At 51.2% G+C, this 24,153-nt stretch carries 27 protein-coding genes, 1 tRNA gene and 1 pseudogene; 21 read left to right on the forward strand and 8 right to left on the reverse strand.

Translation table 11 applies throughout. The features are described from left to right. Positions 1 to 163 precede the first annotated feature (163 nt). Complete coding sequence (locus PVA48_RS05875) at positions 164 to 1,453, forward strand: O-acetylhomoserine aminocarboxypropyltransferase/cysteine synthase family protein (protein ID WP_102727892.1); 1,290 nt, start codon at positions 164 to 166, stop codon at positions 1,451 to 1,453. A 497-nt stretch (positions 1,454 to 1,950) separates the two neighbouring features. Beyond that, the gene (locus PVA48_RS05880) at positions 1,951 to 2,697 is read left to right on the forward strand and encodes a hypothetical protein (protein WP_423232391.1); all 747 of its coding nucleotides are present in this window, start codon (positions 1,951 to 1,953) and stop codon (positions 2,695 to 2,697) included. Positions 2,698 to 2,716: 19 nt separating this feature from the next. Here the strand turns inward: PVA48_RS05880 and PVA48_RS05885 are convergent, their stop codons facing one another. The 4 genes from PVA48_RS05885 to leuB all read right to left on the reverse strand — a co-directional run bounded on the left by PVA48_RS05885 (position 2,717) and on the right by leuB (position 7,564). Further along, positions 2,717 to 4,252 carry a YifB family Mg chelatase-like AAA ATPase gene (locus tag PVA48_RS05885; RefSeq protein ID WP_102727894.1) on the reverse strand — a complete coding sequence of 512 codons (1,536 nt, stop codon included), beginning with the start codon at positions 4,250 to 4,252 and terminating at the stop codon, positions 2,717 to 2,719. Positions 4,253 to 4,325: 73 nt separating this feature from the next. Further along, the gene (locus PVA48_RS05890; protein ID WP_022396097.1) at positions 4,326 to 5,201 is read right to left on the reverse strand and encodes a rhomboid family intramembrane serine protease; all 876 of its coding nucleotides are present in this window, start codon (positions 5,199 to 5,201) and stop codon (positions 4,326 to 4,328) included. An 84-nt stretch (positions 5,202 to 5,285) separates the two neighbouring features. Further along, complete coding sequence (locus tag PVA48_RS05895) at positions 5,286 to 6,326, reverse strand: NAD(P)/FAD-dependent oxidoreductase (protein ID WP_102727895.1); 1,041 nt, start codon at positions 6,324 to 6,326, stop codon at positions 5,286 to 5,288. A 128-nt stretch (positions 6,327 to 6,454) separates the two neighbouring features. Next, complete coding sequence (gene leuB / locus PVA48_RS05900) at positions 6,455 to 7,564, reverse strand: 3-isopropylmalate dehydrogenase (protein WP_102727896.1); 1,110 nt, start codon at positions 7,562 to 7,564, stop codon at positions 6,455 to 6,457. A gap of 165 nt (positions 7,565 to 7,729) precedes the next feature. Between leuB and PVA48_RS05905 the strand changes: the two genes are divergently transcribed. Both PVA48_RS05905 and PVA48_RS05910 read left to right on the forward strand, forming a co-directional pair. Further along, positions 7,730 to 7,804: transfer RNA gene (locus PVA48_RS05905), tRNA-Asn, on the forward strand. Between the two features lie 163 nt (positions 7,805 to 7,967). Next, complete coding sequence (locus PVA48_RS05910; protein WP_290549967.1) at positions 7,968 to 9,134, forward strand: tyrosine-type recombinase/integrase; 1,167 nt, start codon at positions 7,968 to 7,970, stop codon at positions 9,132 to 9,134. A 104-nt stretch (positions 9,135 to 9,238) separates the two neighbouring features. Here PVA48_RS05910 and PVA48_RS05915 read toward each other — a convergent pair whose 3' ends face one another. Both PVA48_RS05915 and PVA48_RS05920 read right to left on the reverse strand, forming a co-directional pair. Continuing rightward, on the reverse strand, positions 9,239 to 10,201 hold the full coding sequence (locus PVA48_RS05915; protein WP_278614460.1) for a P63C domain-containing protein: 963 nt from the start codon (positions 10,199 to 10,201) through the stop codon (positions 9,239 to 9,241). Positions 10,202 to 10,300: 99 nt separating this feature from the next. Continuing rightward, complete coding sequence (locus PVA48_RS05920; RefSeq protein WP_102749471.1) at positions 10,301 to 10,648, reverse strand: hypothetical protein; 348 nt, start codon at positions 10,646 to 10,648, stop codon at positions 10,301 to 10,303. A 196-nt stretch (positions 10,649 to 10,844) separates the two neighbouring features. Here PVA48_RS05920 and PVA48_RS05925 point away from each other — a divergent pair, with 196 nt between their 5' ends. The 4 genes from PVA48_RS05925 to PVA48_RS05940 all read left to right on the forward strand — a co-directional run bounded on the left by PVA48_RS05925 (position 10,845) and on the right by PVA48_RS05940 (position 12,487). Beyond that, the gene (locus tag PVA48_RS05925; RefSeq protein ID WP_423232392.1) at positions 10,845 to 11,474 is read left to right on the forward strand and encodes a thermonuclease family protein; all 630 of its coding nucleotides are present in this window, start codon (positions 10,845 to 10,847) and stop codon (positions 11,472 to 11,474) included. Between the two features lie 110 nt (positions 11,475 to 11,584). Beyond that, on the forward strand, positions 11,585 to 11,698 hold the full coding sequence (locus tag PVA48_RS05930; protein ID WP_423232499.1) for a hypothetical protein: 114 nt from the start codon (positions 11,585 to 11,587) through the stop codon (positions 11,696 to 11,698). A 61-nt stretch (positions 11,699 to 11,759) separates the two neighbouring features. Then, entirely contained in the window at positions 11,760 to 12,254 is a 495-nt protein-coding gene (locus PVA48_RS05935; RefSeq protein ID WP_278614458.1) for a hypothetical protein, read from the forward strand. Further along, a complete protein-coding gene (locus PVA48_RS05940) occupies positions 12,251 to 12,487 on the forward strand; it encodes a hypothetical protein (protein ID WP_423232393.1) in 237 nt (78 codons plus the stop codon). The genes PVA48_RS05935 and PVA48_RS05940 overlap by 4 nt, the downstream gene beginning before the upstream one ends. Positions 12,488 to 12,696: 209 nt before the next feature. Here PVA48_RS05940 and PVA48_RS05945 read toward each other — a convergent pair whose 3' ends face one another. Next, positions 12,697 to 13,509, reverse strand: a complete 813-nt coding sequence (locus PVA48_RS05945; RefSeq protein WP_278614456.1) for a S24 family peptidase — start codon at positions 13,507 to 13,509, stop codon at positions 12,697 to 12,699. A gap of 126 nt (positions 13,510 to 13,635) precedes the next feature. Here PVA48_RS05945 and PVA48_RS05950 point away from each other — a divergent pair, with 126 nt between their 5' ends. The 7 genes from PVA48_RS05950 to PVA48_RS05980 all read left to right on the forward strand — a co-directional run bounded on the left by PVA48_RS05950 (position 13,636) and on the right by PVA48_RS05980 (position 18,980). Beyond that, complete coding sequence (locus PVA48_RS05950) at positions 13,636 to 13,845, forward strand: hypothetical protein (RefSeq protein WP_278614455.1); 210 nt, start codon at positions 13,636 to 13,638, stop codon at positions 13,843 to 13,845. A 105-nt stretch (positions 13,846 to 13,950) separates the two neighbouring features. Further along, positions 13,951 to 14,133: a hypothetical protein gene (locus tag PVA48_RS05955; RefSeq protein ID WP_278614454.1), complete on the forward strand. Its 183-nt coding sequence runs from the start codon at positions 13,951 to 13,953 to the stop codon at positions 14,131 to 14,133. A gap of 75 nt (positions 14,134 to 14,208) precedes the next feature. After that, entirely contained in the window at positions 14,209 to 14,406 is a 198-nt protein-coding gene (locus PVA48_RS05960) for a hypothetical protein (RefSeq protein ID WP_423232394.1), read from the forward strand. A 6-nt stretch (positions 14,407 to 14,412) separates the two neighbouring features. Continuing rightward, a complete protein-coding gene (locus PVA48_RS05965; RefSeq protein ID WP_102749466.1) occupies positions 14,413 to 14,646 on the forward strand; it encodes a hypothetical protein in 234 nt (77 codons plus the stop codon). 476 nt (positions 14,647 to 15,122) lie between these two features. Then, the gene (locus PVA48_RS05970; protein WP_022397175.1) at positions 15,123 to 15,731 is read left to right on the forward strand and encodes a hypothetical protein; all 609 of its coding nucleotides are present in this window, start codon (positions 15,123 to 15,125) and stop codon (positions 15,729 to 15,731) included. A gap of 65 nt (positions 15,732 to 15,796) precedes the next feature. After that, positions 15,797 to 16,663, forward strand: coding sequence for a recombinase RecT (locus tag PVA48_RS05975; RefSeq protein WP_423232395.1), 867 nt, complete (start codon positions 15,797 to 15,799; stop codon positions 16,661 to 16,663). Continuing rightward, on the forward strand, positions 16,656 to 18,980 hold the full coding sequence (locus PVA48_RS05980) for a hypothetical protein (protein ID WP_423232396.1): 2,325 nt from the start codon (positions 16,656 to 16,658) through the stop codon (positions 18,978 to 18,980). The genes PVA48_RS05975 and PVA48_RS05980 overlap by 8 nt, the downstream gene beginning before the upstream one ends. A gap of 395 nt (positions 18,981 to 19,375) precedes the next feature. Here the strand turns inward: PVA48_RS05980 and PVA48_RS05985 are convergent, their stop codons facing one another. Continuing rightward, complete coding sequence (locus PVA48_RS05985) at positions 19,376 to 20,092, reverse strand: hypothetical protein (protein WP_423232397.1); 717 nt, start codon at positions 20,090 to 20,092, stop codon at positions 19,376 to 19,378. Between the two features lie 431 nt (positions 20,093 to 20,523). Between PVA48_RS05985 and PVA48_RS05990 the strand changes: the two genes are divergently transcribed. The 6 genes and pseudogenes from PVA48_RS05990 to PVA48_RS06015 all read left to right on the forward strand — a co-directional run bounded on the left by PVA48_RS05990 (position 20,524) and on the right by PVA48_RS06015 (position 24,142). After that, the gene (locus tag PVA48_RS05990; protein WP_418173230.1) at positions 20,524 to 20,730 is read left to right on the forward strand and encodes a type II toxin-antitoxin system HicA family toxin; all 207 of its coding nucleotides are present in this window, start codon (positions 20,524 to 20,526) and stop codon (positions 20,728 to 20,730) included. 40 nt (positions 20,731 to 20,770) lie between these two features. Next, positions 20,771 to 21,208 (forward strand): helix-turn-helix domain-containing protein, encoded by a 438-nt coding sequence (locus tag PVA48_RS05995; protein WP_418388648.1) that lies wholly within the window; start codon positions 20,771 to 20,773, stop codon positions 21,206 to 21,208. A gap of 923 nt (positions 21,209 to 22,131) precedes the next feature. Then, a complete protein-coding gene (locus PVA48_RS06000) occupies positions 22,132 to 22,341 on the forward strand; it encodes a hypothetical protein (protein ID WP_102721629.1) in 210 nt (69 codons plus the stop codon). Beyond that, complete coding sequence (locus PVA48_RS06005) at positions 22,338 to 22,853, forward strand: hypothetical protein (protein WP_423232398.1); 516 nt, start codon at positions 22,338 to 22,340, stop codon at positions 22,851 to 22,853. Before PVA48_RS06000 ends, PVA48_RS06005 begins: the two co-directional genes overlap by 4 nt. Next, positions 22,831 to 23,630 (forward strand): annotated as a pseudogene (locus PVA48_RS06010) (DUF3440 domain-containing protein). The gene PVA48_RS06005 and the pseudogene PVA48_RS06010 overlap by 23 nt, the downstream one beginning before the upstream one ends. Further along, the gene (locus PVA48_RS06015; protein WP_022396438.1) at positions 23,627 to 24,142 is read left to right on the forward strand and encodes an IbrB-like domain-containing protein; all 516 of its coding nucleotides are present in this window, start codon (positions 23,627 to 23,629) and stop codon (positions 24,140 to 24,142) included. The pseudogene PVA48_RS06010 and the gene PVA48_RS06015 overlap by 4 nt, the downstream one beginning before the upstream one ends. Positions 24,143 to 24,153 lie beyond the last annotated feature (11 nt).

The following is a 24,153-nucleotide window of genomic DNA, read 5'->3' on the forward strand; positions in this document are numbered from 1 at the left end:
CAAATACGGTGGCATATTCCTCAGGCCGTCTTTGGGAACAAGAGCCTCCCGGCACTTGAACGCGGCTGATTGTAACCGCGAAGGCGGGGAGGCAGGGAGCGGCTGGAAATGCCTCCTTTCCCTGCTTTACAAGGGAGGCGGCATGGCATAGCATCCCTGCATCATGAGTCAGGAATTGAGACCGGAAACCCTGTGCGTGCAGGCGGGCTGGACCCCCAGAAAGGGTGAACCCCGCGTATTGCCCATTTACCAGAGCACCACGTTCAAGTATGAAACCAGCGAACAAATGGCCAAACTGTTCGATCTGGAGGAAGCCGGATTCTTCTATACGCGCCTCCAGAACCCTACCAATGAGGCGGTTGCCAGAAAAATCGCCGAACTGGAAGGCGGCGTGGCCGCCATTCTGACCTCTTCCGGACAGGCGGCCTCTTTCTTTGCCGTCTTCAACATCTGCGAGGCGGGGGACCACATCGTCAGCACCGCGTCCATTTACGGAGGCACGTACAACCTTTTTGCCGTCACGTTCCGGAAAATGGGCATTGAGGTCACCTTTGTGGACCAGGACGCCCCGGCGGAGGAAATCGCCAAAGCCTTCCGTCCCAATACGAAGGCCCTCTTTGCGGAAACCGTTTCCAACCCCACGCTCTGCGTGCTGGACATCCGCAAAATGGCGGACATCGCCCATGCGCACGGCGTCCCCCTGATCGTGGACAACACCTTCGCCACCCCCATCAACTGCCGCCCCTTTGAATGGGGGGCGGATATCGTCACCCACTCCACCACCAAGTACATGGACGGCCATGCCGCGGCGGTGGGCGGCGTGATCGTGGACAGCGGCAACTTTGACTGGGAAGCCCACAGGGACAAATTCCCGGGCCTGACGGAGCCGGACCCTTCCTATCACGGGCTTTCCTACAGCAAGAGCTTCGGCAAGGGCGCCTACATCACCAAGGCGACCGTCCAGCTCATGCGCGACCTGGGTTCCATTCAATCCCCGCAGAATGCCTTCCTGCTCAACCTGGGCCTGGAAACCCTCCACCTGCGCGTGCCGCGGCACTGTGAAAACGCGCAAAAGGTGGCGGAATTCCTGCAAGGGCAGGAGGATGTGGCCTGGATCAACTATCCGGGCCTGCCGTCCAACAAATACCATGACCTGGCGCGGAAGCAATTCCGCAACGGGCAATCCTGCGGCGTGGTGACCTTCGGCATCAAGGGTGGCCGTGAACGCGCCATCAAGTTCATGGACAGCCTGAAACTGGCCGCCATCGTAACCCATGTGGCGGATTCCCGCACCTGCGTCCTCCATCCCGCCAGCCATACGCACCGCCAGTTGACGGATGAGCAGCTCATGGAGGCGGGCGTCCGGCCGGACCTCATCCGGTTCTCCGTGGGAACGGAAGCCGCGGAAGACATCATTGCGGACCTCAAGCAGGCTCTGGAAGCCATCCGTTAAACCGGTCTTTCCTTTCTCGTGCGAACAGCCGTTCCGCGCATGTCCGCGGAGCGGCTGTTCTGCGTGGGTGACGGGTGAAAAAGCCGGGATGGCCCGGCGTATTGAATGTTTCCGGAAAAGAGCGCCGGCAAACGGGAGGGCGAGGCATATGCTCCCGCTGGGGAAAGACCGTTTCCGGCAGCAGGGGCCTCCCGGCTCCTGTAAAAACCTGCGGAAACTCCGCAGAAAAATAACTTCATTTCATGTTCTCCTTATTCCAAAGTTTAATTCCACGTAAAATAGGTATTTTAATAGGGTTATAAAGAAAAATCCAGCAACGGCGAATTACGGGGAACGGCTCGGCCATTCAACCTCAAGAAGATGCGCCGGATTTCAGAAAAATCTGAAAATTCAAAGACTTTTCTTCTTAAATGTAAATTGACACACCATAATAAATTTATTATGGTGTGTAACTTATGAAAAATAGATATTGTGCTGTATTAATAAGTTGCGCCAGTGTGCTGGCTGCAAATGCTGCTACCATCATTGCCGAACTGCCCGAATCAGCCAATCTGTCGCAAACCGCGACCATGGCGCCGCAAACGGGAAACCAGCTGCTGGATAAAGTAAAAGGCCGTGAATTTGGCGTCTATGCGGGAGGCAATAACAACAGCCTGGCCAACTGGCCCCAGAATGGGGAGGGAACCTGGGTCAACCATGATGACGTCGGTTCCATCATCCTGTGCGGCAGAAGCGGCGTGGCCGGAGACTCCTTTGCCATGGTGCTGGGCGGCCCCCGGCAGGGAGAGCTTGTTTCCTCCATCATCTTTTCCTGTGACACGCCCACCTCCGTCATCACGAGCTACACCATGGTGCTGGCGGTTTACGACTCCGCCGGAACGTTGGTCCGGAACCTTTCCACCGTGGAAAGCTTTACCTTTGATTCCACTTCAAGAACGACGACCGTTTCCCTGGACATGGCGGATTCTCCCCTGGCGTGGGGGAAGGATACAAGCTGGTTGCCGGAGTGCGCGGCGGCGCGGGCGGCGCCACCTCCCCCTATACGCTTGCCAACATCCAAGTATCCTATGAAACCGTTCCGGAACCGGCTACCGCATCTCTGGGAATGCTTGGCCTGGGAGCCCTCGTCTTCCGGCGTTCCCGGAACCGGTGAGCGGTACACTTTTCAATCGGGAAGGAGGCGACCTGAAAAACGCCTCTTTTCCTTTTTCCGTTCGGAAAAGGCACGCTTTGGCATGGCGTAACGCGGCATTCCGGAATGGTTCATTCCCGGAGAGAATGTTCAAAGGCCCGGTACTGCACGGCCTCATACAAATGGGAATCCTGAATATCAGGGCTGCCCTCCAGATCCGCTATGGTGCGGGCCACCTTCAGAATGCGGTCGTAGGCTCTGGCGGAAAGGGCCAGTTCTTCCACGGCGCGGAGCAGGATGGCGCGGCTTTCCGGCAGCAGGCGGCAATGCCTCTGGAGCGCTTTTCCGGAAAGTGCCGCATTGCTGCGGAAGGGAGTGCCCGCATATCTGCTGCACTGGAGCTGCCGGGCGGCCATCACGCGTTCCCTGATGCCGGCGGAACATTCCCCGGCGGGTGCGGAGGCCAGAATAGAGGGGTCCACGGCGGGAACTTCCATCAGCAAGTCGAACCGGTCCAGAAGCGGTCCTGAAATCTTGCGGCGGTAGCGTGCGACCTGCGCCGGGGGACAGGTGCAGGTTCTTCTCCTGTCGCCCAGATAGCCGCAGGGGCACGGATTCATGGCGGCTGCCAGCATGAAGCGGCACGGAAACGTCATGGTGCCGGAAGCGCGGGAAATGACCACCTGGCCGGATTCCAGCGGTTGCCGCAGAGTTTCCAGCGCGGCGCGGCGGAACTCCGGCAATTCGTCCAGAAAGAGCACGCCGTTGTGGGCCAGGGACACTTCCCCCGGCGTGATATTCGCTCCTCCGCCCATCAGCCCGGCATCGGAAATGGTATGGTGCGGAGCCCGGAACGGACGCCGGGCCACCAGGCCGTTCCCCCGTTTCAGCAGTCCGCATACGGAATGGATTTTACTGGTTTCCAGAGCTTCCTCCGGATTCAGCGGAGGGAGAATGGTCGGGAGCCTCTGCGCCAGCATGGACTTGCCCGAACCCGGAGAACCGCAGAGAAGGATGTTATGGCCGCCTGCCGCCGCGATCTCCATGGCGCGGCGCGCATAGGGCTGCCCCTTGATCTCGTCGAAGTCAACGGCAGCCTCCTTGTCTTCGGCCTCCCGGTCCTCTCTTCCGGAAGCCGTGAAGGGAGGGGGCAGAACGGAGGAGGTAAGGAGTGCCCACGCCTCCTTCAAAGAAGCCACGGGGTAAATCTCCACGCCCTGCACGGGCGTTCCTTCGTGCGCGTTAGCACGTGGCAGCATGATGCGCTTCCTGCCCATGCGCCGCGCCTCCATAATCTGCGGCAGAATGCCCTGCACGGGGCGTACGGCGCCATCCAGGGCCAATTCCCCCACGATGCACCAGGAAGAAGCGTCCATGTCCCTTTCCGCCGCTCCGGCAACCATTCCCAGGGCGATGGGGAGGTCAAACCCCGGTCCCTGCTTCCTTAAATCCGCCGGAGCCAGATTGACGACGAAAACGCCCTGCTGGAAGGGCAGTCCGCTGTTCTGGATGGCCGTATCCACGCGCTGCCCGCTCTCCTTCACGGCCGCATCAGGCAGCCCCACGATAAAGGTGCGTTTTTCCGCCATGGGGCGGAAATCCACTTCCACCTCCACTTCTACGCCATCCACGCCCAGAACGGTGGAGGAATACAGCCGCGTCATCATTCCTCCATGCTAGGAGGAAATAATGAAAAAGAAAGAAAAATAACAAAAATTCGGGGAATATCTAACAAATAATTCAACGGCGGGAGGCGCGCCGGAGAACTTCCCGTTCCTCTTCCGTCAGGCTGGACAGGCCGGAGCGGGATATTTTTTCCATGATTTCATCCACCTCCTCTTCGGAGGGATGGTTACCGGCGGGGCGGCGTGCGGAGTGCGAGGTGGAATGGTGGGAGGAAGAAACGACCCGCCGCCTGGGAGAGGACAGTTTTTCCTTCCACAGGATCAGCAATGTCAGGATGAACCCGGCGAACATGCCGCCCAGGTGTCCGGCTTCCCCGCCCGCGTTGTTCCACTGGAAAATAATGACGGCGCAGGCGATGCCGAGGACGGCCAGGGCGAACTGGCGCACGCTCAAATTGACCGGAGGGAACAGAAGCTGCACCCGGGCGCGCGGAAAAAGCACCGCACACGCGGCCATGATGCCATAAATGGAGCCGGAGGCCCCCACCATGGGAATGAAGCGCCATTCCGGATCAAAGAACCCCATGTACCCCAGCAGGGAGGAAAACAGGGCCGCCGCCACGCCGCAGAAGAGATAATACAGCAGGAAGCGCAGATGGCCGAAGCGTTCCTCCACGACCGGCCCGAAAAACCACAGGGCGATCATGTTGAACATGATGTGCCCCAGATTGGCGTGCAGGAACTGGTAGGTGAACAATCGCCACAATTCCCCTTCATGAAAGCACGTGTATTCACTGTAGGCCCCGTAAAGCTGGATCAGGTCCAGACGGCCCGGCGGGTAAATATCCCGTGGAATATCCACCTGGAAGAAAAACCCGAGGATAAAGACGACCACATTGAGCAGGATCAGCCAGTGCACCATCACGGCGCCGCGCTGGTCAAACAAATGCTCCCGTACCGTATCTCCCCAGTTCTCGTTCTCCGCTCGCATATAAGGCCGCATGTAATCGTGTTCAGGGCGTTTTGACAAGGAAAATAGCTGTCCCGTTCAAGGAAGTACGGGAACCGCGCCGCATTATTTCCACAGTGCGGCGGGAAGCAGGTCCGGCGGCAGTTCCGCCCCGTGCACAAGATGTTCCGCCAGCTGGGCCGCGGCCCACGGGGAAGTGGTCACTCCCTTGCTGCCCAGTCCGGAGAAGACGAACTGGCCGTTCAGGCCGGGAATGGGCCCGGCGACGGGCTGGCTGCGCCGGATGATGGGGCGCACGGCGGCGCGGGCGCGGAGGAAGCCCGTCTCCCCGGAATAGCGTTTGACGAGGTCCAGCATCAATTCCTGGACGGCGGGGGCTTCCGGAATGCCGGGAGCGTCCCACGCCCACGCGTAAGTGGCGCCGAAGCGCCAGAAAGAACCGTTGTGAACCAGCCAGTGGCCGAAATGCAGGATGCCGGCGTGCCAGTCCAGCTCCTTCAGGTCCAGGTCCAGAATAGTGCCCTTGGAAGGGCGTCCCTTCAAGGGAGCCATGTCCGGGTGGCATCCGGCCTCCCAGCCGGTGCACCAGGCTATATGGGAAAACTTCTGCCCGTTCCAATGGAAAAGGCCGTTTTCATCCGGACGGATATCCGCGGGGGACACGTCCGCTTCCACAAAACGGCCCTGTTTCGTGAAAAACTTCCGCATGGCGTTGACCATGTCCTCCACGTGCAGCACGGCGGAGCCGCGCGTATAGGCGGCTTTTCCGCGGCCTTCCCAGTGTTCAGGCCATGGGAAAAGGGGGCCCGCATAGGCGCAGGACTCCGGGGCCGTCTGGCGTTCCTGCCAGACTTCCAGTTGGTCCTCCGTTTCCAGTTCCCGGAAAATAGGGGTCTTCTGCCACCAGGAGCCGCCCAGTTCCCGTTCCGTCTCCGGATAAAAGGCCTCCGCTGCGGACAGGCATTCCTCCTGCCGCCAGCCGGGGCGGAAGGCCCGGCCCGTCAGGGGATTCACCAGCCCGGCGGCCACACGGGAAGCTGTTTCCGCAATAGGGCGGTCTGTGATGGTGAAATCCGTGCCGCGGCGTTTCAATTCCCATGCCAGGCAGCTTCCGGCGATTCCCTGGCCGATGATAAGAACGTTCATGATTGTTGAATGAAGAACCGGAAAAGCCCGGGAATAAATGGAAGAACAGAGGAAGTGCCTCCCCCCGCTTCCGGAGGTGACAGCCCCGCAGACGGTGGAATGCGCCTGCGGAGCGGGAAAACGCCCCCTTAAAGGGCCGCAATAATGGTATCCCCCATTTCCGCGGTATTCACGCGGATTTCTCCGGAGGCGCCCGTAGCCAGGTCTCGCGTGCGGTAGCCCTGTTCAATCACGCGGCGCACGGCGGCGTCAATGGCGTCTGCCGCGTCCTTTTCCCCGAGGGAATAGCGCAGCAGCATGGAGAGGGAAAGAATCTGGGCGATCGGATTGGCAATGCCCTTGCCGGCGATGTCCGGGGCGGAGCCGCCGGAAGGCTCGTAGAGGCCGAAAAACAGGCCGTTGTCCTCATTGCCCTGGCACAGGCTGGCGCTGGGCAGCATGCCCAGGGAGCCGCAGATCATGGCCATCTCGTCGGAAAGAATGTCCCCGAACAGGTTCTCCGTCACCAGCACGTCAAACTGGCGGGGATTGCGCACCAGCTGCATGGCGGCATTGTCCACGTACATGTGGAGCAGTTCCACGTCCGGATAATCCCTGGAAACCTCAATCATCGTCTCGCGCCACAGCAGGGAATTGGTCAGCACGTTGGCCTTGTCCACGCTGGTGACGCGCTTGCGGCGCCCTCGCGCGGCCTCGAACGCCACTTTGGCGATGCGCACCATCTCGCTCTTGTGGTAGCGCATGGTATCCACGACGACTTCGTCGTCCCCCTCCTGTTCGCGGAAACGGGGCTGGCCGAAGTACAGGCCGCCGGTCAGTTCCCGGACGCATAAAATGTCAAAACCGCCTTCGATCAATTCATTCTTGATGGGAGAGGCGTGGGTCAGGGCAGGCAGGCATACGCCCGGGCGCAGATTGGCGTACAGGCCGAAATGCTTTCTCAGCGGCAGCAGGGCGCCGCGCTCCGGCTGTTCATTGGCGGGAAGGTGCTCCCACTTGGGGCCGCCTACGGAGCCGAACAGGACGGCGTCCGCCTCTTCACAGGCTCGGATGGTCTCTTCCGGAAGGGCCTTGCCGCAATGGTCGATGCCCGCGCCGCCCACAAAAGCCTCCTTGCGGCTCACGGTAAATCCAAACTTGGAACTTACGGCGTCCAGAACCTTCAGGGCCTCCGCCATGACCTCGGGCCCGATGCCGTCGCCGGCCAGAACAGCAATATGATGGTGATGTTCACTCATGTCGCTGAAAGTCTGGGCATTCTCCCCTCAAAGGTCAAGAAACACCGTTGGCATGCCCACGCCGCGGAAGCCTTTTTGCGTCAAAAAGCCTACAGAAACAAAAAAGTACTTGCCAAACGCCTGTGCCTCCAGTAAAAATCCCTCCGCGCTCCATGGAACGCAAACTCCCCTGTAGCTCAGCGGTAGAGCGGGTGACTGTTAATCACTAGGTCGTTGGTTCGAGCCCAACCGGGGGAGCCATTCTTTTTCTAAAGCCCTGTAAGTTCAATGACTTACGGGGCTTCTTTTTTGCCTGTTTTGGGGCCGGAAATGTGAAAAACCATGGAAAAATAGCCATAAATGCTGACCAAATATCATTTTTTGATTCCGTTCTGGCGTAAAATTGGCGTACTGTGAGGGCATCATGAAACGCCTGAAAATAACTCCGGTGAAGCACGCTCAAAGCGGACGCTGGCAGGTTCGCATCCCTGTCAAGCTTTCCGGAACCGGAAAGAGGGAAACAAAGTATTTCCCGACCAAGGCGGAAGCAATGGGATATATTACCAACCTGGAAGACGTGGCTGCGGGGTTGCGTTTGGGGGAAACATTGATGACGAGATCAGAATATGATGCCGTCATCGAAGAACTTGCCCGTTTAGCACCGTTTGACGTGACGCTTAAGGATGTTATTGACTATTACATCACACGGCATCGGGCCAGCGATGCCCGCAAAATATCCATTCTTGAGCCTCTTTACCGTGATACGCTACAAGATACCTCTTCTCATTACCGGAGCCGTGTAAGACAGGTTTTAGGTGCTTTTGCCTCTGTATTTGGGGATTGCCTGATTGACGACGTGACGCCAGATGAATTTGAAAAATGGCTGACCGGATGGAAAACGACGCCTCCTTCATACAATTCCGCGTTGCGCCACATTAAGCCGTTTTTTGCCTGGGCTATCAGCAAAAAATATGCCGTGCAGTCCCCCGCCGAAGGAATCAAGCAACGTAAGCACCAGCGGGCGCCCATTTCCATTCTTACGCCCGCGCAAGCTCATTCCCTGCTGGATGCCTGCAGAGACTATTCCGGAGATGGGACTATGCCGGAAAACTTGCGTGTAAATGCGGCGGACATGAAAATAGCAGTGGCCGTCCTGCTCTTTGCCGGCGTCCGGCCTGAAGAGGTCACGGCATTGACATGGGAACACGTCAAACTGGCCCATGGCTATATCAGGATTGAACCAGAGGTCAGCAAAACCAACTCCGTGCGGCTGGTGCGGATTGAAGCAAATCTCAAGGCGTGGCTGGAAACCGTACCGCCAGAAAAACGCTCCGGGAAGCTCGCCCCGAAGAACTGGCAGCGCAAATGGCAGGCAGTGCGCCGGGGAGCCGGCATCAGCCATTTAAACGACGTTTGCCGCCACTCCTACGCCTCGTACTGGCTGGCCGCCCATCGGGACACGCACGGCTTGCTGGAAAACATGGGACACACCACTAGCAAGACGACGATTAAATACTACCTGACGGCCTGCAATCCGGAAGAGGTGCCCGCCTATTGGCAGATTTTCCCTGAAGACAGAGGCGCCAGTTGAATGTCAGAGTTCGGAAATCTTCCGGCTGCTCAAAATCATTCCTTCATAGGCACCCCTTTCCCTATAACGTGGGAGCACATCCTTGCCGTAGATAAGACACTTTATCATTTATTGATATTGCCATCATTTTCATCTAAACTTAGATCCAAAGGCAATTGATCACTAAATAATTTTTCAAAATTACATTCATATTCTACTCTACTTTTAGCAAGCTTAGCTATAGCAAGTAATTGTCCTAGATGTTGCCTCAATGCTTTTACACCTATTTCTGCTAAGAACTGATGGAGCCTATTGTTTTTATTTCCATATTCTCGTTTATGTACTTTTAAAAGCTTTAAAAGCCTACCATTACTTCGTGCCAGTGGTTTATAAACTTGACTATTAGTGAGATGCATAAACCTCCAAGGCTTATTCTTTTTAGGACGTTTTTCTTGATAGAGCCTATACCATTCTTTATATAATTCATCAGGAAATTCTTTTTCATAACCTCTCGCTTCTTGAGCCACGAAGCGTTTAAAAGAACTAATAATTTCTTCCCTGGTAACATCATATCCAGATAAAGCATAAACTAAGCCCTTGATTCCAGCTTTTGCAGATGCTGCTACAATGATTCCTGCTTGCCGTGCTATGTGTTTTTGATTGGGAGCGAGCTTTCCTTCTTCATTGGCTTTCTTAATAGCTTGGCAGAGATCAATTAGAATTGTTACATCGTACCCGTGAACTATTGGATTTAATTTTCCGTCCGCCGACAGGCTATCTTTGAATATTAACGGATTACTTAATTTTTCCCTCAATCCGTCCGCCGATGTAATAATTTCAGATAGAGATTTAGATTGAACAAGGTTCGTAATACTATTTCCCCTATCGCTCATTCCTAATGATCTTGCCATACCGCGTTTACTAATGACCGCGGTATGTCGTTCATCATTCAGAACATAGCAATCGACATCAATTCCAAAGTCTTTTTTAAAGTTGCCTCTGTGCGTTGCTAATAACTGGATTTCTGTTTCCACAGTGTTTTTGTGCAACTGTAAATCCGTATGATCTACGTCTTCGGTATTCATCATGAATAGTTTATAGTTTTCGACATGTACCGTCAATAAATTATCTGGTTTTTTAGGAGATGTATCGTGTATCTGTTTTGAGATAGGATATTTTGCAATACGTTAAAGATTATGATGCGGGACGTTGGAGAGTGCAATAAGCGTCCTGGAAGCCCATTTTTCAATCGTCATACCATGGATGTCCGCCGTCATTCGAACCCGGTCAAATTGGCTTCGAGGAAAGGGAACCTCAATAATATCCATGTCAGGGTCATGCTGACTCTTTTGACGACGGCTATGTTCTTCCTTCATGATGCGCTCAATGACACGTTGCCGTGCTTCTGGAATTGGAAGGTAGGAAAGCCACTTATCAACTTGACTCTTGCTGACGCCACAAAGATCGGCAAAAACCTCTCTGCTCATTTCCATATCCTTCAGGAACACCCGGATTTTGTCTTTTATGTCATCCATGTGGGCATTTTTCCCAAATGGCAAACAGCGGCAAGTTTTTTCTTATGATTCTACTTTTTAGGAATAACTTAATACTAAAATGTTCCTATTATGGTAAGTGTTTGCCAAATAAGGAAAGATCGAGGCTCTATTATCGAGTAGCTATTCTCTAAAGAGTTGTTGCTTGTTGTAGTTGTTTGCATTATATCATCTTTTTATGAGATGGTTGCTATTTTTCATAATAAGCTCCTGCCTTGCCTTTGGTGAAACCATCAGGGGAATTGTGATTGATGTAACTGATGGTGATACAATTACTGTTTTGGAGAAAACGCCAAAAGAGAAGGTTGCTCATAAAGTTCGCCTGGACGGGATTGACGCACCGGAAAAGGGGCAAGATGGATACAGTGGAGCTAAATACTCATTGAAGAAGCTGCTTTGGGGAGAAACCGTGACGGTTCAATATACGAAGCGGGATAAATACGGGCGCATTCTTGGACTGGTTTTGTACAATGCTTCTTTCATCAACTATGAAATGGTCAAAGAAGGGTGGGCATGGCATTTTAAAAAGTACTCAAATAGTTATGAGCTTGCCTCGCTTGAAATAGACGCTCGGAAAGACAAAAGGGGACTATGGGGGAGCCGAATCCAATTCCCCCGTGGGAATGGAGAGCCGGAAAAAGGGGTGGTGCAGCTGCCGAAAAGAGCGATAAGAAAATTTCTTACTGGATCAGTTCGACGGGAAAGACACACCTTCCAGGATGCCGGTATTATGGCGTGGGGCAAGGGTCATTTAACGAGCTTGGAACGGCAGATTGCTGTAAATTGTGCTGGAAGATTCCTAAAATAAAAATCCGGCAGTCAGAATTGACTTATGATCCCACTTCTGAGGGTGGAAGAATACCAACGGTTCCAAGTAGGTCCTATTCAAAACCGCGTTACGAACCCTTCCTGGATGATGTGTTCATTCCAAGCAGTAGTACGGATTCAAAGGCGCGTACCATTTACACAGGTCCACGTGGAGGTAGATACTACATCAACAGGAATGGAAATAAGACATACATCAAGCGATAAATTGATGAGAACGAGTAGAATTTAATCATTATAGTAAAAATGAATTGCATTATTTGATATTATGAGCTCTCCCGAAGAAAAATCAGAAAATAATCTTGAATACAATGCGGATGGATATACGTATGGAGATTATTGCAAATTATTGAAATATAATGAAAAACAAGAATGCAAGGCACAAGCCTTGTGGGACAAATATGTGATTGCCTTGTCATCGGGAGGTATCGTTTTTGCCATTACCTTTTTAAGAGATAATGCAATTCCTCCTTATTTATTAATTCTATTTTTGATTGTCCTTGTATGCTGGGGATTGAGTTTGTTTTTTTCTGTGTGTTCTTTTTATTTTGCACAACGACATTTTAAAGCAGCAGCTAAACATATCAGAAAAACTGCTTGGAGTGAAATAAAAGAAGGCGATACAGAATGTTTAGTTCACTCGAAATACTGGAAAAGAATCAGACAATGTAACAAGTGGGGGTTTGTCTCCTTCATTCTTGGACTGCTTCTTATGATATTGTTCACTTGTATCTACTATTTATTTATTCTCATCAAAAAATGACAGAGGAAAAACATTTTGCTAATGAAGGAGGAGGAGGACTTCTTCCTCCGAAGGATGGTAATAATCCTCCTAAAAAGAAGCGTAAGACAACGAGGAAAAGAAGAAAGCCGATAATTCGGAGACGGAGCGCAATTTCTTCTTCAAGAATACGTGTGTGGAAAAGAAAAAAAATGGAATTTTTATTGGGTGAAAGCAACGCTGAGTTTCACCATGATGAAAAAAAGTTAGATTGAGGTCTTTTCTGATTTTTTCATAATTATTAAAGCCAAACGGATGAGATTATATCTTTACCGTCTGTCCGGTGTTGTTTCTTAGTGACTCCACGTATTATTCATTGAGTTTAGGGATTTTTTGAAACATTATAAGGATTCTCTTGTATTATACTAAGGATGATAAGTAGAGCTTTTGCTGGTATTGGGAAATGTTCAGCCAGTTTCAGAATTTATATCTTACGCCAGTCTTTCAGCGTTTCCACATACACGGCGGAAACACGGCCCCCGTCCATGGGTTCAATGTCGCCAAAAGCAGGGTTAAGCGGGTGTAGGACGTAGTCCATCTTCCCGGTTTCCGGATTCTTCTTCCTGGCCAGTTTTTTGAGCGTTACACCTCGTTCATCGTAGTATTCCACGATTGTGCCGGGTTTTGGTATGGGGGGGATAGTGTGCTTACGCATAATGACAAGGGCCCCGTCTGGGATGATCGGCTCCATGGATTTTCCTTCTACGCGTAGGACGTACTCATCTTTTCCCAGAGGGCGGTTTGCGGTGATATGGTAAGGAATGGTATCACCTGCCTGCAATCCACCAGCGGCGATATTGCCGATCACGGACAGATTGTACCTTTCGTTGCTGGTTGATATTATAGAGGGGAATGCTTCCACCGGGACAAACTGCTTGCGGGCATCTTCTTTTTCTTTAGCTGCGTTCTGAAGCGTTATATCTGCGAACTCTTTGAGTGCGTTACGGAATGCACTGTTGATAAATTCCATGAATGTCTGTTGAGTGGCTGTCATGGCTGCGCTCACCACGGCCCATTCTTCATCCGTGAAATCAAGCTCTACCTGGGGAGAAATGGGACAAGCTTTTTCTGCCATGAGGCGCTGAATGATCAGAATAGCCTTTGCAGGAACAGGACGCGCAGAACTCAGCCAATTATCAACCTGTCTTTTAGAAACTCCACATTGTTCTGCGAGCCATTCGCGGGATTTGCGTGAGGTCTTGAGCCATTTTTTTATCTCTTCCTTGGTCGGCGTCATACATTGATATTACAGCATTTTGATGAAATGTCAACGTCCTATTAAAAACATTATTCACCAAATGCGGAAATAATTATTGCATAATGTCAGCATACACTGTAAAAAATAATCATCAAACGCAACACTATGTACTCAATCATCAAACTCGATAAAATGGAGGACGGCATTAAGAATTGCCTGTTGGCCTATGCCGAGCAGGGAGTTCGCCCCAAAGAAGTGATCAAGACTCTTCTTGTCCAAGAAGCCCGACGACTGGGATTTGTTCTGACTCCTCCCAGCAAGCTTCCCCGTCCTCGCAAGGATAAGCATCCTGAAACCAAGAATCCAACGGTTTAATCCAGAGAAAAATGACAAAATAGGAAATATTTTGTTGAATTCTTCTGCTGAAATAGTAAATCAGGATTTGTTAGAACGATAATATCCAAAAAAAGAAAGGTAAATATGATTATCGAATACGACACCGAAGACCGCTGCATCCGCGTGGACGACGTAGCTGTGAGCCATGGAGAAGCCGAACGGCTCATGAACGAGCATGAAACCGCAGCCGCAGCCCTCGAAAACGCCCTTGTGCAGTACGAACGGGATCACGCCACGACGGATAATCCTGACGGCCATAGAGACTGAACTATGGAAGAGGTCCTTATCGAAGAATTGAAACGGCTCGGCTGGTACGAGCTTTAAACCCAACCCCGAACAACAATGAGAAAAATGACGAATGAACAATACTGGATGCGCCGAGACCGCGACGCAAAAACAGAATTCCTATACGGCTGCCCGCTGGATTTGCCGGAAAACGACCTCAAGCCCCGGTCCGGCATCGTGCAGGGCCTTGTCTTTTGTGCCCTGGTAACAGGGTTCGGAACAATCGTCTATTTCGCCATTAACTCCTTTTTATAAACAACTATGAAAGAACAACAGTACGAACAGACAATGTCCCTTGCTCAAGTATGCAAGGCCGCCCGTGAGAAAACCGGAGAAAAGCCTATTCACGCTATCAATGCGGCGAAATGGGTAAAAGCCGGAAAGATTCGAACGCACGTCGTTTGCGGGTTGACGCGCCCCCGGTTTCTGCTCTCCGAGTTCCTCGAAGACTACTACAAAAACGTGGCTCCCCGTTCAGTGGCGAAAGCCCGCTAACCCTTCCAGCCCAAGAAGCCCGCGGCATGATCATTTATTTCATCGTTAAATCTTAATTGTCAAAAATCATGGAAGGATTGAAGCAATTTATAGTGTCCATTGTGGAGCAGACTATTCAGAGTTTGCATGACCGAGGCTTGCTGCTCGTAAATGAAGGCGACGAGGAAAAGGCAACCCGCATGTTTGGCGGGAAGCTGGAACTCTCTATAAACGACCTGGCGCAGCATCCAGCCTGCGGATGGTCACGCAAGAAGACTATTAAACTTCTACGGGACAAACACATAGAAGACCTTGGTACCAGTGCCCGCGACTACCGCATTTCTGCCGTGAGCGTGTACCGCTTTCTGACTAAGGAGAAAATCTCTCAGACAGGGGTTGACATGAACAGACCTCCCACAAAACGGAAGAGGAACCCCTCAAGTACCATTTCCAACTAACCTAACTAAAATAACAACAAACCAATAGAACAAAACACCATGCAAAGAAACGAATGCAAGCCCGGAACCGAAGTCATCATCCGGGGAACAATCAGTGAAGATGACGGAACGGATTTTAACTCTATCAAAATCACTATCCGCCGTGATGACGGCAAAACGGAAGATGGCTTTTTTGACCCTTCTGCTCTTGAGCCCGCCCAGGCGAAATACGACCCGGCGCGGAAATACCGCAAGGGGGATTTAGTTCGAATCACCGGATTTCACGGGAGGCTTTTCGGAAGTGGAGGTAATCGGGAGTTGTCCGCAAATAACGCAATTGGAGGCCAAGTGGCCCTTTGTGGAGACGAGATTGCGGGAGGGGATGTTAGCCTCCCTGATGGCGTTTTACTAAACCGAAACAATTACCTTTCAGTTGCTTGTATCAAACTTGTCAAGCCGATTGAAGAAATTGAAGCGGAACAGCCTTATAGGGTCGAAGAGATGGCTTTTAATTTCCGGGTCACGAGAGATATCTACTATATGCACACAATATGGTGGAATTCAGACGCTTGTCTCACATCTCCCTACAACAAGGAAGAAGCCTTAAGGAAAGCGCAGGAGCTTTGCGACGAACTGAACCGCAAGCATCAGGAATCCCTGAATGCCTAAAAAGCAGTTGGCCGGGGTCAGCGCCAACTGATCCCCGGCCTGTTACACAGAACCATGCAAAGATTATGAGTAACGCACCTACACATAAACTAGATTTGCCCCAGGCGCCAGTCCCGAAAAAGACACTCCATGAAATTGTGATGTCGGAGGACATGAAGAGCCACATTGCCCAGCTTGTAGAGGGCATGATGACGCCGGAACGCTGTATCAGTATCTTCTGGCACTGCTGCCAGAAAACCCCACTCCTTCAGCAATGCGCCCCTGTAACGCTGATTGCATCCCTGAAAAACCTGCTGATGATGCGTTGTGAGCCTGACGGCATCCACGGCTATCTTGTTCCATTTTGGGCTAAAGACAAGGCAACCGGAAAGCCCGTGCTAACCTGCGTGCCGGTGCCCTCCGCCCGCGGCCTGATGCGTATGGCCCGCTCCAATGGCGTCACCAACCTCAACATTGGCATTGCACGTGAGGGAGAGCCGTTTTACTGGAATATCGAGGACGGGAAATTTGTCATGGGTCACACCCCCGGATGGGATGACGACAAGAAACCCATCAGGGGTTTTTACTGTATCTGGACAGACAAGGATAGCTACTTGCACGGGGAGCGGATGAGTCTGAAAGCCGTCAATGATATCATGGCCCGCTCCAACTCCCGTAACAAGAAGGGGGAAATCGTAGGACCCTGGAAAACCGATTTTGAACAAATGGGCTTGAAAACAGTGATCAAGCGCGCCTCCAAGCAATGGGATTTGCCCTTGTATATCCAGCAAGCCATGAGCGTCTCCGACGAACAGGAATTTGGAAGCGAAATGCGGAATGTAACCCCGGAAAAAACCGATGGACCCGCCGAAGGGGAAACCCCGTGGAACAACGCGCCAGCACCTGAAGAATTCCAAAACGGCAGCCGAGGAAACCGGCGCCGCCATGAATGAGGGCATAGGGCCGGAACAGGAAAGAGCTTTGGAAAACGCCAGGAGCAAACTTGACGAATACGCCGACGCCCTGACCGCTGCCGGTTCCCGGATGAAAGCCGCCTTTGACGACAACCCCGGACTGACCGGCTTTATCGACGAAGTAACCAACGGTGTTCTGACCTCCGAAGAATTCAGGAAGAAGCTGGAACAGGTGGATGACGTCTTTGAAGTCCTCAACGACAGGGCCTCCAACCTGGACCTTGGGGCGAAGTGGGGGGATGGCCTTGACGAAAACCTTCAGAAGATCATCGACGATTACAACAAGGAAATGGACGCCGCCGACAAGGCAGCGGACAAAGCGGAAGATGCGGAGGCCCGGAAGCAGAAAGCCGCCGCGGCTACGGTGGAACGGCTGGAAGCCGGGAACCGCCGCGCCTCTGCCACCTATGAGGAATTGCAGGCCGAACTTGAAGCCTACATTGCCAAGCTGGAAGAGGCCCGGAAGGCGGGGGACAACGTAGCCCAGGCGGATGCCCTGAAGAATATTCAGGATTTGGGAAGGCGCATCAAGACGGCAGGAGAAGCCGGAGAACTCACCACGACGCAGGTGAAGGGGATGGCCGGACAAATCACCATTGCGGCAACGCGCATCCTCGGCATGTCCAGTTCCCTGCGGGGGGCCATTCCATTCATTCATTTGTTCGGCACCACCATCAAGACGGCCATGGGGCCGCTTGGCTGGGCCATGCTGCTGATCCAGGGGCTTACCGCGGGCATTAGTGCCCTGATTGACCATTTCAAGGCCAAAAGCGATGAACTTGACAAGGCAGCCGAGAAGGCAAAGAGGAAGCATGATGAAATCAACCAGTATTTGAGGGATGCCGAAAAGGGCCGCCTTGCTCTTGTTCAGAAAACGAAACAGGAGGATGCGGCCAACGTCGTCAACCGGGAGTATGAACAGTACGTCAAAAACATTACGTACGAATATCAGCAGCAGACAAGGGAAATTGAGTATCAGCTTACCCTTCGCAAGATGGAGATTGCCGAAAAGCAGGGGGCGGACACCTGGAAAAACAAGATGGAACGTTTGGATGTAGAGGAACAATACCAGGATGGCAAAATCAGCAAGCACGAAAGAAAGTACAAGCTTTTGCTCTTGGATCAGGAGCTTGAAAGAATAACGGAGCGGGCAAAGATTCAAACCGCCCATGAGGAAGACCTTGCCTTAGCTGACAAACAGGGGGATGCCGAAGGGAAAAGAAATACCGCGTTAGATGAAAACTCACGCCTGCAGAATATGAAAATGTCTCTTCCAACTGTAGAGGAAATGGCTGGATTATTTAGAGAACAAAGTTCTGCAAAAGATAGCCTTAACGCAACAGGCGGGAGTCTTGCAAAAATACAGGAGAAAATAGAAGAATTACAAAAACAATTGGATTTCTTCACAAGGACAAATGATTTTTCTAATCAGGCGCTTGTGAAGCAATCTTTAGAACCCTTGTTATCAAAAAGGGAAAAACTTCAAAATACGAGAGATAACAGCCAAAAGATATTTGATAACTCAAACTCTCGTATTGATAAAATTAAAGAAAGACTGGAAGAAGAAGGTATATCGTTTCAACCTTCTTACGGTACAGGCAAAGATGGAAAACCTGTTACTGACGAACAAAGAACCGAAGAATATAAAACCTCCCTTCAAAAGATTGAAGCCAGACAAAAAACAGCAATAGAGGAGGCCGGAAAGCACCAAGAAGAATTAAATGGTATTTTGAAAGAGCGTGTGATTATTCAAAAAGGAATGTTGCGTCTTGAAACAGAAGAAGCGAGAAATGAGCAAGTGCGAAGTAAAGAATCTAGGGTAGGAAAAAAGGAATGGAAGAATGAAGACAAGAAGGAAGCTAAGAAGGCCCAGGAGAAGCTTGATAAAGAACGGGAACGTGAATTGAAGAACCTTCAGCGGGAACAGAAGCAAGAAGCCGATAAAGCTATCAAGACCTTTGTGGAAGGCTTGATTGTCAAGACCGGCAAGGGGTCAAAGAATCAACAATCCGTTATAGCCAATAAAGCCTTGGACGAAATAAGGAAAAATATCCAAGCTGCCGCAGCCGATGGATATATTGATCCAGAAGAAATGCGTGAGATTGGAAAGCTCTATGTTGCCAAATTAACCGAGTTGGGTATTGCGTCAAGGAAAGCTATCAAGGGCTTGAAACAACAAATGGACAACAATATGAGTACTTTTAACGCAGAACTTAACGCCATTAAGAGGTGGGCCAACACGACGGAAAGACAAAAGCGCCCTGGTGGTGTTGTTAATGCGCCCTTCCGGAGATAATCATCAGCAACACTCTAACACCAACGCCCCTGACCTCGGGGGGGCGTATTCAATCCTTGATACGCTTAAATGATCCTATCTAAGCTCCATATCTGTTGGAGAAACAGAAAGACACAAAGGAGAGCAAGGCAAAAAGTCCGATAATGCCATATCCTGTGAATTGTGCATTGTTTCGGGCGGAGTAATGTTTCCTATTCAATTCTGTTTTGGTTTTGTTGAACTCTTGACGTTCTTTTTCCCATTTTCTTACAAGCCTAGCTTTTTCTCTTCTGCGTTATCAAATTGATCCTGTAATTCTTCTAGCGTTTCCTTGTGGCTATTGGCTAGTTTTTCTTGTTCTGGGTCTGCGCTATCAATTTCAGCTACAAATTCTTTGGAGTGATTTAAATTAGCGTTTATTGGCTTATTATGAGGAGAATTTTATCCATGAAAGACTCTTCAGCCCTATCCATTTGAACAAGTTCATTTTCCATGTCAGAAATAGATGCCATGAGTCTTTGATTTTGCAGATTAACGGCTCTCGTCATGGATTGATGTTTCTTCACCATAGCTTCCTTAGCCTCTATGATAGCATAAGTAGTTCCTCTCCCTGATTTTTTTTCGTAGGTAAGATTATAGGAGGCTTGTCTTCTCATTTCGTCTTCCCGTTTTGCCATATCGTTCCTGTCTTCGCTGATTTTATCAGCCAGTTTCTGATTATTGGAGGCTATTTGTTCCCTGTTTTCTTTCAGAAGCTTAGCGATTTCAGCTCGGCGTGTTTTAAAGGTCGCTAAGGTGGCTTTCCATTCTTCTGCGTTCAGTTTTCTTTTAACAAGAGCTGCCTCTAAAGCTGCTTTTTTTCTTCGCAGAGCTCTTTCAGCATTTTGCTGACTTGTTTCCGCTTCCAATTTTCTTTTATCTTGCAAAGCCAAAATCTTTTTTTGATAAATATCCTCCTCTAGATCAATAGCAGTAGATGCTTCGTTCATTTCTTTATCCAATTTATCAATCTTCTGCTGGGTAGTCTCTTCGGCTTTTTCGTATTCAGCAACAAGAGACTCGCTTTCTCGCTGTTGTGATGTTTCCAGTTTGTTATTGTACCAGACAGCTCCAATTATAGACAGTATTGTCACAGTTAAGAGTAAGAAACGCATAGCAATAGTTTTTTTGTTAGAACAATATTGGAGCAGGGAAGTTACCTATTTTTTACAAGAATCCATTATTCACTGCAAGAAAAAAATACCCCCCCCCCCCCTATTTATATTCATAACATTATTAAAATAAATATATTATAAATATGAAATTTTAGAGTGAGATGATTTGGAATAGGGTATAAAGCCTAACTTTGGGTGGACTAACTATACATGCTCTTTTCTTCCCAAGCTTGGTTGGATAGACATCAGAGTCATTATCCGCCTCTTGGAACAGATTGCCGGGAACACGAGAAAGAGGTGATTCGCAAAATCAAAAATTGGTACATGATTTTTACACGTACCGATTGAGGAATGACACTATGTGTTATTTTTTGTTTGCCAAACAACACATAGTGTTATATTCTCCCGACATGGCAACAAGAATTCGCGATATTGTTGCCTCCCTGATCCAAAACGGATTCCAACGAACACCAGGAGGGAAAGGCTCCCATAGACGGTTCAAACACCCGTCCGGCGTTTCCGCTACCATCCCCGGGAAGGACGGAGACGATGCCAAGCCTTACCTGATCAAGCAAGTCCGCAAAAAGATCGAGGAAGCAAAAGGCAAGGGGGCGTAAGTCCCCTTGCCGATTGTCCAAACCATGAATCAAAAAGACCATGAACCAGAAAGAAATAAAATGCCTTGCCCGTCCTTATGCAAGGCTTATCCGGTGGAGTGACGAGGATCAATGCTTTATCGGTTCCTTGCCGGAACTGGACGGCGATTGCACCCACGGAGACACCGTCGAAGAAGTAGCGCGGAATCTGGATGAATGCGCGGAATTGTACGTTGAGGACTGCCTGACGGACGGGACACCCCTGCCTGAACCCCGGGCGGCGGTCATCGTTCCCGGCAAGTCCCGTGCATGGGCCAATGAAAACGCCATTGCCCAGCTTCGCCAGTCCCGGGGCGTCACTCAAAAGGATTTTGCCCGTCTGCTGGGCGTGAGTCTTTCGACACTGATCAAGTGGGAAAGCGGTCAGCGGCGCCCCAGCGGTTCCTCCGCCCGCTTGCTGGAACTGGTCAGCAAGCATCCTGAACTTCTCCAGGCCTGACGTCCCCGGCACGCCAAAATGAGTGCGGTAGCTTTTTTCAGGATTCCACACAAGAAAGAAACACGAGAAATGATGATAAATGACCGCAAGTCTTCACGTTTGAATCTCGACGTGGCGTATAGTTGGCGTACTAATAATTTGATAAATATATAACAAAGAATAAGTTGCGATTATTGTTTGGTTCTCTGTTAATCACTAGGTCGTTGGTTCGAGCCCAACCGGGGGAGCCATTAATTTTCTAACCCTCACAAGTGCAACTGCTTGTGAGGGTTGTTTTTTGCCCGGTTCAGGGTGAAAAAGGCGGAATTCATGCGAAATCGGCCGTGAATCATAGTGAAGCATGATTTTGATTCCGTCTTGGCATGAAATTGGTGTGCCGGAGGGCATCATGAAACGCTGAAGGCGAACCTGGCAACTTGCTCAAAGCGTGACTGGCAGAGCCGTATTCCGCCAGGCTTCCTGGCTTTTGAAAAAGAAAGGCCAGATATCTTTCCTTCAATAGGGAACAGCAGGCTGCCTCGCCAATCTGAAAAATGCGGACGCAGGATGGCGCTTGGGAAAAACGTTCGTGACGAGAGACCGGGCATAACGCCGTCATCGCAGAATTTGTCCATTCAACGTGACGCCCAAGGATGTAATTGCTCCTGCATCCCCAGGCTCAGGGCCGTGATTCCCATAGCGGAACATTGATGCTGAAAATGATGCGGACGCTCCGGAAAAGAGAAGGCGGCCATGCCGTCATGGGCGCGGAACGTCGGGAATGGCGTTACTCGCTAAAAAGCATAGGTATTTTGAGAAGAAGGCGAATTGAAATAAAATTACTGAAATAATTGCAGTAAAAGCATTGACCTGCTATAATAATTGAGTAGGTTGGCGTTGTTGCAGGAAAACAGCGAACAATCACCTACTGCGTATTTTAAAACATGGAAAAACATGATGTTATTTACTTATGCGGGCATAAAGGCGTTGCAGCCCTGTTTGGAAAAGCATGGGATATCCCTATCGACTGCAAGCCACTAAAAGAACTTCAGGAAAAATACATGGCCTCCGTCAATAGTATCCGTGCCGGCGTATTTCCGCCCGGCAGGGAATTGACGATGGGTGACGGAAGAAAGGCTCTGGAAGAATTGTGAAAACCTACCTGGACAAAAACGTCTATGAAGCGGCCCTGGAGCGCATAGCCTATTGCTTCCAGGAGTTTGACAATGTTCTGGTGGCCTTCTCGGGCGGCAAGGACAGCGGCGTCCTGCTCAATCTGTGCTACAATTACGCCGACGAACACGGTCTGCTGGACAAGCTGACCATGTACCACCTTGATTATGAGGCCCAGTACCAGATGACGACCGAGTATGTGACCCGGACGTTCCTGGAACAGTTCCCGGGCATCCGTAAAATGTGGTACTGCGTGCCGATTAAGGCCCAGTCGGCATGCGCCCTGGGGAACCTTACTGGACGCCGTGGGACGCCGCCAAAAAAAACTGTGGGTGCGGGCCATGCCGGAAAATCCCTATGTGGTTCACGAAGGGAATCTGGACGTTCCGTTCCGGCACGGCATGGTGGACTACGAATTCCAGGACAAGCTCTCGCGCCATTTTGCCAAAAAGCGCGGCACCACCGCTGTCATGGTGGGGCTGCGGGCGGATGAAAGCCTCAACAGGTACGCGGCCGTGGCACGCGGCAAAAAAAGGAGATCCTACGAGGGCAGGAAGTGGATTACGCAGACCAGTGCCGTGACGGCCAACGTTTACCCTCTCTATGACTGGCGCGTCAGCGATATTTGGACGGCCACCGCCCGCTTTGGTTTTGACTACAACCGTCTCTATGACCTCTTGTACCAGGCGGGCCTTACTGCCGGGCAGATGCGGGTGGCAAGCCCGTTCAACGACTGTGCCCAGGAAAGCCTGAAGCTCTACAAAGTGATCGATCCCTCCAACTGGGCGCGCATGATCGGCCGGGTCAACGGCGTCAATTTTACGGGCCTGTACGGAGGCACGACGGCCATGGGCTGGAAAACCATCAAGCTGCCGCCCGGCCATACCTGGAAATCGTATTATGAATTCCTGCTTTCCACGATGGATGCGAGGACGGCGGCCCACTACAACAACATCCTGGAAAAATCCAAAAGGTACTGGATGCAGGGGGAACCGTCGATCCCGGAACCGCCGATGAAGTGCTGGCGGCCTACCCGCTGGCTGCCGTGACGGGAAAATCGGGTCGCTACGATGGACGCGATATCGTTCAATTCATGGGTTATCCCGACGACATGCCCGTCAGCAATTTCCGGCAGGTGCCCTCTTACAAGCGCATGTGCATCTGCATCATGAAAAATGACTATTTCTGCAGATATGCCGGATTCAGTCCAACCAAGGGAGCGATTGCCCGGCGCCGTGCCGCCGTCAACAAATACCGCAACATTTCATGAACCCCCCCTATCAATCCCCCGTTTATCAAATCCGGCGTGTTCCGCTGGACCAAATCCGCTCCAATGCCTATAACCCGAACAGTGTGGCGCCGCCTGAAATGAAGCTGCTCTACCAGAGCATCAAGGAGGACGGCTACACGATGCCGATTGTCTGCTATCAACTGGAGGACGGCACCTATGAAATCGTTGACGGCTTCCACCGCTGCCAGATCATGAAAACTTACCGCGACATCTACGAACGGGAGGATGGCATGATGCCGGTGGCCGTTATCGACAAGCCTCTTGGAAACCGCATGGCCTCCACCATCAGGCACAACCGTGCCCGCGGGTCTCACAATATCGGACTGATGACCAGCATTATCCAGGAACTGACGGAAGCGGGCATGTCGGATGCGTGGATACTCAAAAACCTCGGCATGGATGCGGAGGAATTGTTGCGCCTCAAGCAGCTCAGCGGCATTGCGGCCCTGTTCCGGGACGGCGAATTCAGCCGGGCGTGGGAATCGAAATAACGTCAACCCGG

Source organism: Akkermansia sp. JRP_AM1, from assembly GCF_049262625.1.
Taxonomy (GTDB): domain Bacteria; phylum Verrucomicrobiota; class Verrucomicrobiia; order Verrucomicrobiales; family Akkermansiaceae; genus Akkermansia; species Akkermansia massiliensis.

Excerpts from the sequence above, each read along its gene's own strand:
- PVA48_RS05875 (WP_102727892.1), top strand. The coding sequence starts at position 164 with ATGAGTCAGGAATTGAGACCGGAAACCCTGTGCGTGCAGGCGGGCTGG.
- PVA48_RS05885 (WP_102727894.1), bottom strand. The coding sequence starts at position 4,252 with ATGATGACGCGGCTGTATTCCTCCACCGTTCTGGGCGTGGATGGCGTA.
- PVA48_RS05890 (WP_022396097.1), bottom strand. The coding sequence starts at position 5,201 with ATGCGAGCGGAGAACGAGAACTGGGGAGATACGGTACGGGAGCATTTG.
- PVA48_RS05895 (WP_102727895.1), bottom strand. The coding sequence starts at position 6,326 with ATGAACGTTCTTATCATCGGCCAGGGAATCGCCGGAAGCTGCCTGGCA.
- leuB (WP_102727896.1), bottom strand. The coding sequence starts at position 7,564 with ATGAGTGAACATCACCATCATATTGCTGTTCTGGCCGGCGACGGCATC.
- PVA48_RS05910 (WP_290549967.1), top strand. The coding sequence starts at position 7,968 with ATGAAACGCCTGAAAATAACTCCGGTGAAGCACGCTCAAAGCGGACGC.
- PVA48_RS05915 (WP_278614460.1), bottom strand. The coding sequence starts at position 10,201 with ATGATGAATACCGAAGACGTAGATCATACGGATTTACAGTTGCACAAA.
- PVA48_RS05920 (WP_102749471.1), bottom strand. The coding sequence starts at position 10,648 with ATGGATGACATAAAAGACAAAATCCGGGTGTTCCTGAAGGATATGGAA.
- PVA48_RS05925 (WP_423232392.1), top strand. The coding sequence starts at position 10,845 with ATGAGATGGTTGCTATTTTTCATAATAAGCTCCTGCCTTGCCTTTGGT.
- PVA48_RS05935 (WP_278614458.1), top strand. The coding sequence starts at position 11,760 with ATGAGCTCTCCCGAAGAAAAATCAGAAAATAATCTTGAATACAATGCG.
- PVA48_RS05940 (WP_423232393.1), top strand. The coding sequence starts at position 12,251 with ATGACAGAGGAAAAACATTTTGCTAATGAAGGAGGAGGAGGACTTCTT.
- PVA48_RS05945 (WP_278614456.1), bottom strand. The coding sequence starts at position 13,509 with ATGACGCCGACCAAGGAAGAGATAAAAAAATGGCTCAAGACCTCACGC.
- PVA48_RS05950 (WP_278614455.1), top strand. The coding sequence starts at position 13,636 with ATGTACTCAATCATCAAACTCGATAAAATGGAGGACGGCATTAAGAAT.
- PVA48_RS05955 (WP_278614454.1), top strand. The coding sequence starts at position 13,951 with ATGATTATCGAATACGACACCGAAGACCGCTGCATCCGCGTGGACGAC.
- PVA48_RS05960 (WP_423232394.1), top strand. The coding sequence starts at position 14,209 with ATGAGAAAAATGACGAATGAACAATACTGGATGCGCCGAGACCGCGAC.
- PVA48_RS05965 (WP_102749466.1), top strand. The coding sequence starts at position 14,413 with ATGAAAGAACAACAGTACGAACAGACAATGTCCCTTGCTCAAGTATGC.
- PVA48_RS05970 (WP_022397175.1), top strand. The coding sequence starts at position 15,123 with ATGCAAAGAAACGAATGCAAGCCCGGAACCGAAGTCATCATCCGGGGA.
- PVA48_RS05975 (WP_423232395.1), top strand. The coding sequence starts at position 15,797 with ATGAGTAACGCACCTACACATAAACTAGATTTGCCCCAGGCGCCAGTC.
- PVA48_RS05980 (WP_423232396.1), top strand. The coding sequence starts at position 16,656 with ATGAATGAGGGCATAGGGCCGGAACAGGAAAGAGCTTTGGAAAACGCC.
- PVA48_RS05990 (WP_418173230.1), top strand. The coding sequence starts at position 20,524 with ATGGCAACAAGAATTCGCGATATTGTTGCCTCCCTGATCCAAAACGGA.
- PVA48_RS05995 (WP_418388648.1), top strand. The coding sequence starts at position 20,771 with ATGAACCAGAAAGAAATAAAATGCCTTGCCCGTCCTTATGCAAGGCTT.
- PVA48_RS06000 (WP_102721629.1), top strand. The coding sequence starts at position 22,132 with ATGGAAAAACATGATGTTATTTACTTATGCGGGCATAAAGGCGTTGCA.
- PVA48_RS06015 (WP_022396438.1), top strand. The coding sequence starts at position 23,627 with ATGAACCCCCCCTATCAATCCCCCGTTTATCAAATCCGGCGTGTTCCG.